The organism is Planktotalea frisia (genome assembly GCF_001890925.1).
Taxonomy (GTDB): Bacteria; Pseudomonadota; Alphaproteobacteria; order Rhodobacterales; family Rhodobacteraceae; genus Planktotalea; species Planktotalea frisia.
Genome location: NZ_MLCB01000214.1, coordinates 48,017 through 63,235, shown reverse-complemented (window position 1 = coordinate 63,235; position 15,219 = coordinate 48,017). Strand labels below are relative to the sequence as shown.

12 protein-coding genes and 1 pseudogene are annotated in these 15,219 nt (G+C 53.4%); all 13 read right to left on the bottom strand.

What is annotated here, in order from left to right; all coding sequences use genetic code 11:
* Positions 1-188: 188 nt before the first annotated feature.
* The gene (locus PFRI_RS19810) at positions 189-917 is read right to left on the bottom strand and encodes an alanyl-tRNA editing protein (RefSeq protein ID WP_072632425.1); all 729 of its coding nucleotides are present in this window, start codon (positions 915-917) and stop codon (positions 189-191) included.
* Positions 914-3,277, bottom strand: coding sequence for a DUF3772 domain-containing protein (locus tag PFRI_RS19805; RefSeq protein WP_084649782.1), 2,364 nt, complete (start codon positions 3,275-3,277; stop codon positions 914-916). The genes PFRI_RS19810 and PFRI_RS19805 overlap by 4 nt, the downstream gene beginning before the upstream one ends.
* Positions 3,277-4,314 carry a cysteine synthase A gene (locus tag PFRI_RS19800; RefSeq protein ID WP_072632424.1) on the bottom strand — a complete coding sequence of 346 codons (1,038 nt, stop codon included), beginning with the start codon at positions 4,312-4,314 and terminating at the stop codon, positions 3,277-3,279. Before PFRI_RS19800 ends, PFRI_RS19805 begins: the two co-directional genes overlap by 1 nt.
* 69 nt (positions 4,315-4,383) lie before the next feature.
* Entirely contained in the window at positions 4,384-5,517 is a 1,134-nt protein-coding gene (locus tag PFRI_RS19795; RefSeq protein WP_072632423.1) for an NUDIX domain-containing protein, read from the bottom strand.
* Positions 5,514-5,954, bottom strand: a complete 441-nt coding sequence (locus tag PFRI_RS19790) for a TrgA family protein (protein WP_072632422.1) — start codon at positions 5,952-5,954, stop codon at positions 5,514-5,516. Before PFRI_RS19790 ends, PFRI_RS19795 begins: the two co-directional genes overlap by 4 nt.
* Before the next feature lie 19 nt (positions 5,955-5,973).
* Positions 5,974-7,182: an SAM-dependent methyltransferase gene (locus PFRI_RS19785; RefSeq protein ID WP_072632421.1), complete on the bottom strand. Its 1,209-nt coding sequence runs from the start codon at positions 7,180-7,182 to the stop codon at positions 5,974-5,976.
* Between the two features lie 68 nt (positions 7,183-7,250).
* Entirely contained in the window at positions 7,251-8,669 is a 1,419-nt protein-coding gene (locus PFRI_RS19780; RefSeq protein ID WP_072632420.1) for a cryptochrome/photolyase family protein, read from the bottom strand.
* Positions 8,670-8,736: 67 nt separating this feature from the next.
* Entirely contained in the window at positions 8,737-9,957 is a 1,221-nt protein-coding gene (locus PFRI_RS19775) for an aminotransferase class V-fold PLP-dependent enzyme (RefSeq protein ID WP_072632419.1), read from the bottom strand.
* A gap of 91 nt (positions 9,958-10,048) precedes the next feature.
* Positions 10,049-11,725, bottom strand: a pseudogene (locus PFRI_RS19770) (BCCT family transporter).
* A gap of 201 nt (positions 11,726-11,926) precedes the next feature.
* On the bottom strand, positions 11,927-12,343 hold the full coding sequence (locus PFRI_RS19765; RefSeq protein WP_072632418.1) for an HIT family protein: 417 nt from the start codon (positions 12,341-12,343) through the stop codon (positions 11,927-11,929).
* Positions 12,344-12,378: 35 nt separating this feature from the next.
* Positions 12,379-12,861 carry a GNAT family N-acetyltransferase gene (locus tag PFRI_RS19760; protein WP_072632417.1) on the bottom strand — a complete coding sequence of 161 codons (483 nt, stop codon included), beginning with the start codon at positions 12,859-12,861 and terminating at the stop codon, positions 12,379-12,381.
* A gap of 204 nt (positions 12,862-13,065) precedes the next feature.
* Positions 13,066-14,049: an acryloyl-CoA reductase gene (acuI, locus tag PFRI_RS19755; protein ID WP_072632416.1), complete on the bottom strand. Its 984-nt coding sequence runs from the start codon at positions 14,047-14,049 to the stop codon at positions 13,066-13,068.
* 64 nt (positions 14,050-14,113) lie between these two features.
* On the bottom strand, positions 14,114-15,217 hold the full coding sequence (locus PFRI_RS19750) for a dimethylsulfoniopropionate demethylase (protein WP_072632415.1): 1,104 nt from the start codon (positions 15,215-15,217) through the stop codon (positions 14,114-14,116).
* Positions 15,218-15,219: the final 2 nt, after the last annotated feature.

Here is a 15,219-nt window from a genome sequence, read left to right as displayed (position 1 = left end):
TCAGACAATTTCCGCGTCATAACCCATGAAAAAATTCGGGTTTTGGGGTAGCAGCGGTATACTAAACGATTTGGAGATGTTTTTGAGAAGTCTTAAACTTCACTCTACTTATAAGAGAGTCTTTCCGGTCACACATACGTTCGCTTTTTTCCGCATAAGCATCGTTACAACCCCGAATAAAGCAGCGTTTAACTATCCAAGTGCAAATAAACGCGACGGTTTTGTTTGCCCTTTTTCTCGACCTTACCAAGACGTACGCGGCCAATCTCGGACGTGCGCGCTACATGGGTGCCGCCGCAAGGCTGTAGATCAATCTGGCGCACATCATCGCCAATACGCACAAGGCGCACGCGACCTGCCCCCATTGGCGGCTGTACAGACATAGTTTTCACCAAGTCCATATTCGCACGCAGTTCTTCGTCAGAAATCCAACCTTCGGAGACGACATAGTCGAGTTCGATCAGCGCATTCAAAGACCGCTCAAGCGCGTCTTTGTCCTCGAGGGCGTCAGGCATATCGAAATCCAGCCGACCTTTCGCCGCGGTGATCGAGCCGCCAGATACAGGCAATGGGATGACCACTGACAACAAGTGCAGCGCCGTATGCACACGCATATGCGCGTGGCGGCGTTCCCAATCGAGCGTCTGGGTGATCTTGGCCCCGATGGGCGGCAAGCGCGCAGGTTCCGCGGGCACAAGCGCTGAGGTCGTATCAGCGCGATCCTTTATCTTGACACTTGTCGCAATCGGCAGGCTCTGCCCATCCCACATGATCATGCCACTATCGCCCGGCTGACCGCCACCCGTAGGATAGAAAATCGAGCGGTCCAAGACCACCCCGCCCTCTGGCGTATGTTCAACGACAGTCGCGTCTGCATCACGCATATAAGCATCATCAAGGAACAATGGATGTGTCATGTCGCAGGCTTCTCGGTTGCGGGTTTATCGGTTGTGTGACTCTTTTTATTAACATCAGAGACGCCCGAGGACAAAGCTTCGGGATTGCGGATCCAAATGTCGCGTTGCTGGAACGGGATTTCGATATTTTCTTCGGCAAAACGCTTGGAGATTTCGTGGTTCATATCGGACTTTACAGAGAGCACAAAGTTCACATCCCGCAAGATCGCACGAATTTCAAAGTCGAGCGAGTCAGCGCCAAACCCTTGGAAAACGATCGAGGGTGCAGGATTAAGCAGAACCATTGAATGTTCGCGCGCGATCCCTAGCAGAATGCTCTCCACTTTGCGCGTATCATTGCCATAAGCGACACCGACAGGAACGATCACACGACCTACTGTTTTGCCGCGCGTCCAGTTGGTCACCATGCCCGAAACAAGATCAGCGTTGGGGATAATAACGTCCGTGCGATCAAAGGTCTCGATACGTGTCGAACGCACAGAGATGCCGCGCACATAGCCCATTTTGCCGCCGACTTCGATCCAGTCCCCTTCGGCAATCGGGCGTTCGATCAGAAGGATTATACCGGAAACAAAGTTCGAAACGATGTTTTGCAGGCCAAAACCAATACCAACCGACAAAGCACCCGCAACCAAAGCGATATTGCTGAGATTAATGCCCGCAGAGCTGATCGCGATGACCGCCGCAAGGAAAATACCGATATATCCAATACCAGAGACGATCGCATTTCGCCCGCCGGTATCGATCTTTGTACGCGGCAGAATGGAAGTGCGCATCATCCCTTGAAGCAAGCGTGTAAGCACATAGCCTGCACTAAAGAGCACTGCAAATGTTAGGAAATCAACGGGGGAAATGCGACTGTCGCCAATCGCAAACCCTTCTTGAAAACGTGTCCAAACCTCTGTGATATCCGCTGCGCGCGCGCCCCAGATAAGCGCTAAAACCGGCACGGCACCCAGCACCAGCGCAAAACCCATAAGGATAGGGATCAAGCCGTCCTCTTCGCTATCATTCTTGCGCATGATGAACGCGTAGAGATGGCTTACAAAAGATTGTAGCACCAGTACCAAGCCGAACAACGCAAGCGTCGCAACAGAAGCAAACATCAATCGCGCCGCAGCGTTCCCATACCCAAGCGCGCCGATGACCGGACCCGCAATCGCTACCAAGATAACTGCCCGCCCCAGAAGCCGCGAAATCCGTAAACGATAGAGCGGGGTTTCCTCCTCTGAAGAACTGTCAATCAAACCAACGCTCAAGATACGACCCAAACGCGACAGCACGACGCCCGTGACGATTAGAATTGGAAAGCCGATGACTGCGCGCGTTGCATCGCTCCAGCCATCATAACTCGCCAGAACATTGAAGACCAAAGCCGTGACCAGAATAGGCGCGACAGCTGCGATGTACCAACGCGCCTCAGTGGCGTGTTTGTGCTCAACGTCCAGAATAGTATCTTCATCTTCACGACGCGGAAAAAGCTGACCAGCGAGCCAACGAAAGCTGAGCAAAATCAAGCCGTACCAAGGCACATCGTCAATCAAAAGCGTGCCGCGCAAGCCAAGCAGACCTGTCTCAATCGCGGCTTCGACAAGTGCGATAAGACCGATAAAAGGCAATAAAATTTGCAACAGCGACGCAATAAAGCGCCACACATGGGCACCGCGTTGAGTATGACGGCTAAGAAACCCAACGATGCTATACGACCAGCGACGCCCACGCCACAAAAGGACAAAGCCGACCAGCGCGAGAATAACAATTTGTGGCAAAGCACGCCCAAAGCTATTTCGTTGCGCTTCCGATTTGAACGCTTGTGACACCTCATGCGTCAAAGCGCTACTCGAACTGCCCAAAGCCTCAAGCGCAGGCCCCCAATACACAGGGTTGAGAGGACTTGGCCCGGAACTAAGCAAGGCGTCAGTTTGGCGTTCACGGATCAGCGTATCGATCTCTTTGATGACGCCGTCAGCACGGCTGTAAGCTTCTTCGGCAGTGACAACAGGTGCGCGCAAACGTTGCAACTGGCTGGTTAACTCTACGCGACGCTCGGCAATATCTGGCGCTTCCTCGACCCCCTCCGCAGGCGTGCCAAGGCTGGCAATTTGCGAATTAAGCGTCGCTATGCGCGATTGATTAGCGCTTTGTGCTTCTAAAAATTGCTCTCGCCATCCGACAACTTGTATGCGCAGAGATTCAAGCGCACTCGAAGAGGCACGCCCGTTTTCAACAGCAATTTCAGCACGTTGTGCGACGTTCTTCCATGCCGTATAGTCTGGCCCAGTGGCTTGCGCCGTAACGGACAGTGGCAAGGCGAGCAGCAAAAGCGTGCAAAGCAATCGCAAAAGCGAAGGTCGTTGCATCAAACGTCCTCGAACACACTAGGCACAACGCTTGGCTCTTTATCAAGCCATGCGGGCACAGGTAAATCTTTAGAGCGCAAGAACTCAGGGTTGAACAATTTGGACTGATAACGCGTCCCGAAATCGCACAGGATCGTCACGATCGTATGCCCTGGCCCCATCTCTTTCGCCATACGGATCGCGCCTGCGATATTCACACCGGACGACGCCCCAAGGCACAGACCTTCGGTTTCGAGCAGATCAAAAACGATCGGCAATGCTTCATCGTCATGGATGTTGAACGACATATCCGGCGTAAAGCCTTCAAGGTTTTTAGTGATGCGGATTTGACCAATGCCTTCAGCGATTGAGCCGCCTTCGCTCATGACCAGTTCACCGTTGGTGTAATAGTTGTAAAGGGATGCTCCGTCCGGATCAGCAAGACCGATTTTCACGCCCTTTGGTTGCAACGAAAGACCAACACCCGCGAGCGTGCCACCAGAACCGACAGCGCAGATGAAGCCATCCACATTGCCATCGGTTTGTGCCCAGATTTCGGGGCCAGTTGTGTCGATATGCGCTTGGCGGTTGGCGACGTTGTCAAACTGGTTCGCCCAGATCACACCCTCATTCGTAGTGCGCGCCAACTCTTTGGCGAGACGCTCGGAGTAGCGTACAAAATTGTTCGGATTGCGGTAAGGCGCGGCTGGCACTTGCACCAACTCTGCCCCCGCAAGACGCAGCATATCTTTCTTTTCCTGAGACTGCGTTTCAGGGATCACAATGACTGTTTTGAACCCCATGGACGAACCAACAAGCGCAAGACCGATGCCCGTGTTGCCCGCTGTTCCCTCAACAATCGTGCCACCGGGTTTCAGCTCTCCACTGGCAACAGCATTCTGGATAATCGAAAGTGCCGCACGGTCCTTGACCGACTGACCCGGGTTCATGAATTCCGCTTTGCCCAAAATCGTGCAGCCGGTGAGCTCGGACGCGGCTTTAAGCTTGATAAGCGGTGTGTTTCCAATGGCCTGAGCCAGATCTTGCGCGACGATCATGTGCATCTCTCCTTGCTGCTGCACATATCTAAGCGCCTGCCAGAGCTAACTCAAGTCACCAATCCGCCATCACGCGTTTGCACGCAGGCTTTCGCGATGACGCGCTATCCACAAGAGCATCATCGTGGTGGGTGCAAGATTGATCTCGCCGCTGTCTACTAGCGCCATGGCACGATCAAACGAAATCACATGGGTTCGGATGTCTTCATTTTCGCTCGCCAGCCCATGGGTCCCTTCCATGGCCGGATCCAGCGCGCAAATGCCCAGAAAGCAATGGAAAAATTCAGTAGAGTAACCGGGGCTTGGATAGACTTTCATCATCGGACGGATATCTCGTAGATCAATCCCCGCTTCTTCCACCGCTTCGCGGCGCGCAGCCTCCATGGGCGGTTCCCCTGCATCCACAAGCCCCGCGATAGGCTCAAGCACCCAAGGCTTAGGATCCTCTCGCATCAGCGGTCCGTAACGCAATTGCTCTATCAACATCACCAGATCGTTTTTCGGATCATAAGGCAGGACCAAAGCAGCATCATAAGCCACAAAGGCAGACCTTTGCAGCGTTTCGCTTTGTGTGCCGTCAAAGCGCGGGTAGCTCAACTCGAACGTATCAAGGCGAAAGAACTCCGCAAAACCATCGCCAGTTGGCTTAAGGGTCACATCTGCGCTGCTTGTGTCGCGGCGCAAAGATGTAGGCGCAGTTTCTTGCGCCAGCTGTTTTGCCCAACCCCGCGCCCGAAAGAACGGCAACAGACGCGCCACCTCATCGACACTTCTTTTGCCGTAATGCTCCATCACTTCGCGCGCGGCCGCTTCGCTCACCCTGCCCCACTCTGCGATCCAGTCGTCCAAGACCCATTCAGCGCCAGCGCTCCAAACACCCACTTCTGGAAAGAAAACCTCAGCTTGTGCGTTGCGGCCTGCGCTGAGTTCAACAGCGACTGATGCGAGATCATATTCAAACCCGCCCTCATAAAACCTTAGGCGATCCACATCCTGTGGGCTAAGATCTTGCACCAATATTCCGCGTGCGCGCCCCCTCGGGTGCGCAGCAATCATCGGAAACGGCTCATCCTTGACCCAACTCACCAAATGATCCGGCAAGAGAGCTTCGCTGATATCAATTTCAGCGCCGGATCGGCCCAAAACAATCTCTAGCAATGGAATATGACAAAGCGTTCCGTAAAAGAACAATGCGCGGTTCATGAGGCGCGTTTGGCCGTAAACTCCGCCGCAAACCCAGAGAGCGCAGAGCCGACCACAAGCGTGCCGAGTATCAAAGGTGTCGCCACAAGCACCGCATTCTCCGCCATCAACTGAAACATCGCCGCCAATGCCTCAAACGCGCCGTCATAGCGGTTGCGCATGGAGCGTTCGAACATCTCGATGGAAGCATGCGCGAGCGAGACCCACAAAAACAACATGATACCGCCCGTAAGGCCATTGTTGATTGCGGCCGCCATACCGCGCCCTGCCCGACTGCCAATCACTTGCCAGCCGACGACAAACGCAAGCACAAGATTGATCAAGTTGAAGTTGCCAAAGGGTTTGTCTTCTTCGAACAGCTCTTTGATTTGTTCCGAAACAATCCATGCTAAAACAGCGAGACAAAGAGCGGCGATAACGCGTGCGGCTGTGGGCATTGTATTTGGCTCTCTTGGCTTAACTTGGTTTGCGAATAGTGATCTGTGTTACGTCGCAGTTTCCGCTGTGAAAGGTCGATGCGCAAGAGGTGAGATAAAAGTTCCACATCCGGCGGAAGCGATCATCAAATCCCATCCCCGCGACAGTGTCCCATTTGTCGTTAAACGTCTCGAACCAACGGCGTAGCGTGATCGAGTAGCTCGCACCAAATTCTTTCGATCGGATCACGTCTAGACCTGCTTTGTGCACCTCTGCTTTCAGCGCACCGGGGCTTGGTAGCATACCGCCCGGAAAGATGTATTTCTGGATGAAATCCACACCGCGTTTATATACCTGCCAACGACGATCTGCGACGGTGATAATCTGTAGCGTTGCTTGCGCACCAGGCTTGAGACGTTCGCGCACTGTCTCAAAATAAACGGGCCAGTACTTCTCACCGACGGCCTCAAACATCTCGATAGAAGCGATACCGTCATAGACCCCTTTTTCGTCGCGGTAGTCTTGCAACTTGAACTCGACAAGGTCAGAAACACCAGCTTTTTCAATGCGTTGCTTAGCGTACTTGTACTGCTCTTCGCTGATCGTCAGACCTGTTACGCGAATGCCGCGTTCTTTGGCTGCGTACTCTGCAAAGCCGCCCCATCCGCAACCGATCTCAAGAACATGATCGCCTGCTTTCGCGCCCATTTCATCAATCATCGAAGCGTATTTGGCCGTTTGTGCATTCTCTGTGCTCTCTTGACCCGTCTCGAAAATAGCGGACGAGTAGGTCATCGTTTCATCGAGCCAAAGCCCATAAAACTCGTTACCCAAGTCGTAATGGTAAGAGATATTCTTGCGGGCCTGCTCTTTATGATTGCGCTGAAGCCAGAAGCGGAATTTCTCCATAAGACGCACTAAACCCATGCCCGGAAATCCGTCGTAAACATCCTCATTGTCCATATGGACGAGGTCCATGAACGCCTGCAAATCAGGGGTAGACCACCAGTCATCAAGGTAAGCATCGCAAAAGCCAAGGTCCCCTTCGCGGATAAGTCGCGCAAAAAGATCAGGGTTTTTGATGTGAATCTCTGCCACAGGGCCTGGATTCTTGCCCTCGGCGCGAAAAACGCGGCCATCGGGCAAGTGAAAATCAACGCTGCCATTGTTCATGTTGTTCGACATCGCGAACACCTGAGTAAAATAGCGCGGCAGGCCCTTTTGGCCGTCAGTGGTCGTCAGAATCATATCACCCCCCAATCGGTGAATCGGCACGTCTTTTCATAAAGGTAGCCCGTTTTTTTATCTTTGTAGTCTTAAAACCCTCGGGCTTGATAGGCATCAAGCGCACGCTGGCGACCTGTCGCTGCGTCAACGATTGGTTGTGGATAAATCGCATCAGGCGTCAGGGCCCAACTTTCAGGTATTGCTTTGAAGAAACTCAGCGCCGTGTCCGGCGGGTTTCGCTGCCCTTCAGCAATCCATGCACGCACGTAACTGCGCTCACGGTCAAATTTATCAAGCTGCGTGACAGGGTTGAACACGCGAAAGTATGGCGACGCATCGGGCCCAGAGCCTGCGGCCCATTGCCAGCCCATCGCATTACTCGCAGGGTCCCAATCGGTAAGGCACTCATCAAACCACGTTTGGCCCACTTTCCAGTGGGTCAGCAGATGCTTGGTCAAATACGAGGCCACGATCATCCGACCGCGATTGTGCATTTTACCCGTCACATACATCTCGCGCATGGCTGCATCGACAAACTCGATCCCCGTGCGCCCTTGCTTCCACGCAATCACATCTGGATGATCCGCATCTGTGTTCCACTTGAACTTGTCCCAATCGGGCTTCCAATTGCTATCAAGAATATGCGGTGTGTGATGCATCAAATGATAGGCAAACTCGCGCCAGACCAGTTCTTTCAAAAAAACCTCGGCATCGGCATCGCCCTCAAGCAGCGCGCGCATCCCTGCGTGCCAGCATTGGTGCGGAGATATTTCACCAAGCGCGAGGTTTTCGCTAAGACCAGATGTGCCAACTGTCGAAGGGATATCACGCATTTCGACGTATTTCGCTACATCTTGCTCTATAAACTCGGCCAAACGGTTTTGAGCCGCATGTTCGCCCACTTGGGCGTGCTGTTCGACAACTTCACCCCCACGACGCATTGCAGCGCCAAGTCGCCAATCCTGAAGCGCTTCGCTTTCGATCTTATTCGCAACCGTTATCTTTGACGGCACAGGGAGCGGCACCTCGACGTCACGATCTTTTACAGAGCGCCAGAACGGTGTGTACACTTTATACATACCGCCCATCTTCGTCTCGACGCTCCATGGCTCGAACATCAGATGCCCACCAAAGCTACGCGCCTCAACGCCGCCAGCCCGCAAGCTGGCCTTCACGTCGGTATCTCGTGCAACGCTTTGCGGATCATACAGTCGGGACCAATAAACACCCTGTGCGTTCGTCTCTTTGATCAAATTCTGAAGCACTTCAAGCGCGGGTCCACTGCGTAGAACCAGCTGCACGTTCAAATCAGCAAGCGTGCGTTCAAAAACCTCCAGCGCTTTGCCAAGACGCCATTTTGGCGCAGCGCCAAGCTTATTCACCAAATCATCTTTGATAAAAACCGCAATAACGGGCGCGCCGCTTTTGGCGGCTGCGTGAAAAGTGGGCTGGTCTGAAACGCGCAAATCACGGCGAAACCAGACAAGAATGGGTTGTTGTGTGCTCACCCGAGCCCCCAGTGTTTGTGTTCTGTGTTATTGTTTTATTAGTTTACGCGGCGGGCAGGTAATTAGATCAAAGAATATCGTCCAAGGCATTCAAAAGCTGATCAATTTCGCCCTTAGAGGTGTAGTGCGTGAAGCTTAGCCGCAGCACACCTTTGCTCAGATCCACACCCATCGCGCTAAGCGGTCTTTGCGCATAAAAATCGCCGCCCCCTGCCATGATGCCGTGTTTCACCAGCTGTTCTGCCAAATCTTCCGCATTGTCTTGGGATGCCAAGGCCACCGTCGGTGCGCGCGAAGAGGCCTGTGCAGGGCCGATGAGCCGCACAGAATTCTTTTCTGAAACATAATCAAGGAGCGGCTGCAACAACACCTCTTCATGCGCGCGCATCAAATCATGCACGCCTGCGCCTTTGTCGGCTGCATTTCCTTCAATCCCATGATGCCACGCCAAAGCGTCGATATAATCCGCCATGCCAGCACTCGCGGCGACCTGCGCATGATCCGGTCCCGCAGGGGTGAACCGCTTGTACAAGCTATCTCCGTTGAAGTGGTGCCCTTGGTTCGGCAACGTCATCCCCAACGCGCGGCGCATTACCATAATGCCCTGGTGCGGGCCGAAAGTTTTATAGGCAGAAAACAAATAAATATCAGGCCCGAGTTCGCCCACATTCGGGATGCCATGGGGCGCATAAGAGACGCCATCGACACAAACAAACGCGCCAGCGGCATGAGCAATTGCGGTAATCTCGGTTATTGGATTGATTTCGCCCACCACATTGGAGCAATGGGGAAACACAACTAGGCGCACCTTTTCGTCGAGCAAATTCGCAAGGGTTTCGGGATCAAGATGACCCGTCTCTGGATCAATCTGCCATTCGCGTATTTCAATTCCGCGCGCGGCGAGACGACGCCAAGGGCCAGAGTTCGCTTCGTGGTCTTGGTTGGTGACAACAATCGCTTCGCCCGGCTCCATAAACTCCGCAAACGCCTGTGCTAGAACATACGTGTTCTGCGTTGTGGATGGCCCGAAAGACACCTCATCCGTATCCACACCCATGATCGCTGCAAGACGCACACGCGCCTCATCCATCTCTTCACCAGCTAAGCGCGAAGCATCATAGGCGGAATAAGGCTGTACTTTGCGTTCGGTATAATACCGTGTCAAACGATCGATCACCGCGCCACATGTGTAACTGCCACCGGCATTCTCAAAAAACGCCTGACCTTGCAAGGAAGCCTGCGAAAAGGCCGGAAACTGCGCGCGCACGAAATCCAGATCGAGTGTCATATATCATCCCCAAAAAATCTTTGATTACACAAACGCAAAAGGCCCCGACGCGCAAGCTGTCGGGGCCTCTTAATCTTATTTAACGCATTGACTACTCTGCTGGCGTTGCCGCCGCGATTTCTGAATGCGTCGTTGGCACGCCGACAGCTTCACGACGACCATCGTTGTAGATCGCTTTGATAAGCGCGATGCACATCAAAACCATCACCAATGAGAACGGCAAAGCCCCGATGACCATCGCGGTCTGGATAGCGCTGGTACCGCCAGAGATCAGCAAACCGCCAACCACTAGCGCCAAAGCACCCCCCCCCAGAACAGGATATGCGGACGCGCCTTAGGGCCCTCATCGCCCGCCGCGTTGATTGTGTTCACGATCAACACCGCAGAGTCTGCAGAGGTCACCAAGAACGTCATCAGCAAAACAACGATCATCACCGCCATCATCCAAGACAAAGCCTGCGAAATCGGCTCGAGCATGAATGCCGTCATCGCAAAGATCTTATCGCCATTCGCAGCGTCCAAGAGTACACCGTTTGCATCACCGTTCAGCTCGAGATCAACTGCTGTACCGCCAGCCCATGCGAACCATACAAAGCACATCAGGGATGGAACGATCATCGCGCCAAGCACGAATTCACGGATTGTACGCCCACGCGAAATGCGCGCGAGGAACAGACCGACGAACGGCGCAAACACAATCCACCAAGCCCAGTAGAACACAGGCCACCAGCCCTGCCACTGTGCAAGTTTGAACGCTTCGGAACCCTCTACTCCATCAGACGCATAAACATTGAAGCTGAGCCAAGGAAGCGCCACGAGATAGTCCCAGATGCCGATGAAAAAGGCCGTCGCACCGAACCATGTCGCACCAAAGATGATGAAGAACCCAAGCAGCAGGATCGACAACACCATATTAATGTTGGAGATCCACTTGATGCCTTTTCCAACACCTGAAAGTGCAGACAGTGTAGACGCACCCATGATCACGACCAAGGCCACGATAATGCCGATTGTCGTCGCCGAACAGTCCTCTGTCGCGAGACCGCCAAAACCGATGCGTGTCAGGCCAGCAACGAATTGCTCAACACCAAAACCAAGCGTTTGCGCAACGCCCAAAATGGTCGCAACAACAGCTACGATATCAATGATGTGACCCAAGGTGCCGGACAAAGCTTTGCCAAACAAAGGCGTCAAAGCTGAGCGGATCGTAAGTGGCAAACCACGGCGGTAGCTAAAGAACGCAAGCGAAAGACCGGCCACCGCGTAACACGCCCAAGCCCCCAGACCCCAGTGAAGGTAAGACCAAACATAAGCCTCGCGCACGTTGTCTTGGCTCAAAGCTGAGTTCACGCCTTGAATAACCGCTGGGTTGTTTTTGAAATGCGCAATAGGCTCTGCGACAGCCCAAGTTAGCATCCCAAACACCGATACCGGCGCCAAACATCATCGAGAACCAAGAGAAGTTACTGAACTCTGGCTTTTCGCCATCTTGCCCAAGGTTCAGACGACCCGCGGTTGGCCAAATCGCAAGACCCAGACAAACGATCACGAAAAACGCAACGACCCAGATGTACCAAGCCGCAAAGTTGTTGAGAATTGCAGCATTCCAAGTGCTCAGCATCGCTCCCGCCTGTACAGGCCAGAAGATGCACCAGACTACGAGTACGCTGATGATTATTTTAGAGACAACGGTAACGTCGACGCTAAACCCGCCGTAAAAACCGGTATCTGCGGTTTTTATCGGAAGGTCCGTGAGAGGAGGCTTCATATGAACATGTGCCTATTGTTCGTTTTTTATTTTTTCGTGGAAAAAGGCTAACACAGCCTTCGTATTTTACGAAAAATTTCGAAACAACGCATAAACCCTTGAAATAAATCGCTTATGCACTGCAAGCAGGTCACTTAGATTAAGATTGATACACCTGCTACGTGCACTCTGTATCCAGAATCGCTCACGCCTCTGGTTGCATTACTTGATCGCCGCAGCAATCGCATCAGCATGGGCTTTGATCGCATCCATATCACCCATTTTACCTGCTGGACGCATCGAAACGCCTTCATGGCGCGGGTGAATGTGAAAATGCAAGTGAAACACTTCCTGCCCACCAGCCGCTTCAGAAAACTGCTGCAAAGTGATGCCATTGGCCCCAAACGCACTCATACACGCATTCGCCACTTTGTTCACAGTGGCCATGCACGCCGCGAGTTGCGCAGGGCTCGCATCCAGAATATTGCGGCACGGCGTTTTCGGGATCACCAAACAATGCCCGTCGCTGCGCGGCATGATATCCATGAAACAATAGGTGTCTTCGTCCTCGTACACCTTGAAACTGGGGATCTCGCCCTTGAGAATTTTGGCGAAAATGTTTTCTGGATCATACTGCATGTGAGGTCTCTTTTCAGAAATTGGGTGTCATGACTTTAGGGGTTGCTGTGCGCACACTGCAAGGGCAAGGCACGCATCATCTGGATCGCACCACCCGTTTCGCGCTCTTCAAAACCGATTTCTCGGTAAAAGCCTTGAGCATGAAGGTTGTGCGCCATAACGCCCAGCGTCAGCCCCGCACATCGATGCAGCGCCGCGTGTTCAGCTGCACTTTGCATCAGCGCGCGCCCGACACCCTGCCCGCGCATAGCGGCATCAACGAACAGATGCTGCACGTCCATCAAACGTCGCGCGAATTGCAACTGCACTTTCTTTTGCAAAGCCGCATAACCGACGATTTGTCCTTCACGCTCAGCGACGATCAGCTTGAGCCAAGGTGTTGGACCAAAACAAAGGAATACAAGATCCTCCACCTCGATCTGTGCAAGATCATCGTGATGCTGCGCCAGATGCGCGATCATTTCCACAATGCGCTGTGCATCGCACGCGCGCGCCTCTCGTGTAGTAATTTGTTCCATACTGTCTCTCTTCTCAAAACCAGAGAGGCATATGCTCCACAAAAAAACCGCCCCTCTGGGCGGTTTCATTCATGCTCAAATGTAGATTAACCAGCCTTGCTATATTGCAAAGCGATAAAACGAATTCATGTGAGCGGTCTGTGTCATGGGTGTTGGATAAATCATCCGCAAGCACCGCGCAAGGGCGATGCTCGCAGTGTGTTTTTACGCGTTCACATCAACAACGACACGGCCTTTGACCTGACCTTTAAGAATATCGCGACCCAAAGCTGGCAAATCAGAGAGCACAGCTGGCTGCACCATTGCTTCCAATTTATCCATTGGCAGGTCCTTCGCAACACGCTCCCACGCGCGCAGACGGTTCTCATAAGGTTGCATAACACTATCGATGCCAAGCAGGTTAACACCGCGCAACAAGAACGGAATAACCGTCGCTGGCAGACCCGCACCACCGGCAAGACCGACAGCGGAAACCGATGCGCCATACTTCATCTGACCGAGTACGCGCGCAAGCATCTCGCCACCGACAGCATCCACACATCCGCCCCACACTTCTGCTTCAAGCGGACGCTTCACCGTCTCGTTCAACTCTTCACGCGCCACGATCTGCGTCGCGCCAAGGCCGCTCAAATACTCAGCAGTCTCTGGACGCCCCGTGACCGCTGCAACCTCATGACCCAAATGCGCCAGGATCGCTGTCGCGACTGAACCAACACCGCCTGCAGCCCCTGTCACCAAAACAGGTCCGTCTTTGATCCCGTGATCCTCAAGCGCCATCACAGCGAGCATGGCGGTGAAACCAGCAGTTCCAACTGCCATCGCTTGGCGCGTGTCCAAACCGCTTGGCAGGGGCACAAGCCAGTCGCCACTCACGCGTGCTTTCTGGGAATAACCGCCCCAATGCGCCTCGCCGACGCGCCAGCCTGTCAAAACGACCTTGTCGCCCGCTTTGTAACGCGCATCATCAGACGCTTCGACAGTGCCCGCGAAATCGATGCCTGGAATATGCGGGTAATTACGTACCAAGCCGCCACCGGGCCCAATGCAAAGCCCGTCTTTATAGTTCACTGTAGAGTACTCCACCGCAACCGTCACATCACCTGCTGGCAGATCATCAAGCGTGATCTGCTCCACAGCCGCGCTGGTCTTACCTTCTTCATTCTTGTTCACGATCAATGCATTAAACATCTCTTATCCCTTCATCTTTCCACTTAAACTTCGGGGTTTGGGGCTGGCCCCAGTCCGACCTCGATCAAATCCAAAACGTCTCCCAAACCGTGACAGGTTGAATGCCTGTCGGCGTGACAACATCCAATTCACTTCCCGCATCCCAATGGGTCATGCGCACCATTCCGATCGCGACGTTCGTCGCAAAATCTGGTGAATACGCCGCAGAACTCACAGTTCCAACCTGACGATCTCCATCCATCAAGGGCCAAAGCCGATCACAGGTTGGAACTGCGTCGCCGTGTATCTCAATTGGGCGTAACTGCTTCACAGGTCCTTCTTTCGCAACCCGCAAAAGCGCATCGCGACCAACACAGCCAATCGCCGTGGACGTGTTGCAGAACTTTCCAAGCCCGCATTCATGGGGCGTGTTGTCGTCGTTCATGTCGTTGCCGTAAGACAGCAAGCCACCCTCGATCCGCTCGATCAGGTTGGGACAACCAGCATACACATCCAAGTCCTTGCCTGCTTCCATAAGTGCATTCCACAAAGGCATGGCAATGTCAGAGCCTTCGACGTAAATCTCGAATCCGCCTTGTTTGGAATAGCCAGAGCGCGCCACAACCAACTGACGGCCTTGAAATTCGAACATGCCATAGCGGAAAAACTTCACGTCTTTCACACCGTCGCCAAAGACACGCGCCATCAGCGCTTCTGCTTTCGGGCCTTGCACAGCGAGCGGCGACACATCGGGCTCATCCACCAACACATCCAAGCGATAGCCGTTAGCGATGCCCTTTACCCACAATAATAGATCACTGTCAGCAATCGAAATCCACCAGCGATCCTCGGCAAGTTTCACCGCGACTGGATCATTGAGCATACCGCCCGTCTCATCAACGATAGGCACGTAATAACACTGCCCCGCATTCATCCCGCGCAAGTCGCGTGGCGTCAGCATTTGCATCAAGCGCGCGGCATCAGGACCGCGCAATTCCACCTGACGCTCGACCGCAACATCCCAAATTTGCACTGCAGATTTCAGGTGGTGATAGTCTTCCTCGACAGAGCGAAAAACCGTCGGCAAAAGCATGCGATTATAAACGGTATAAGCTTTGACGCCTGCGGCTTCGACTCCGTCCGAAAACGGTGTGCGCCGCAAACGGCGCGAAGGAGAGATAAGAGCCATAG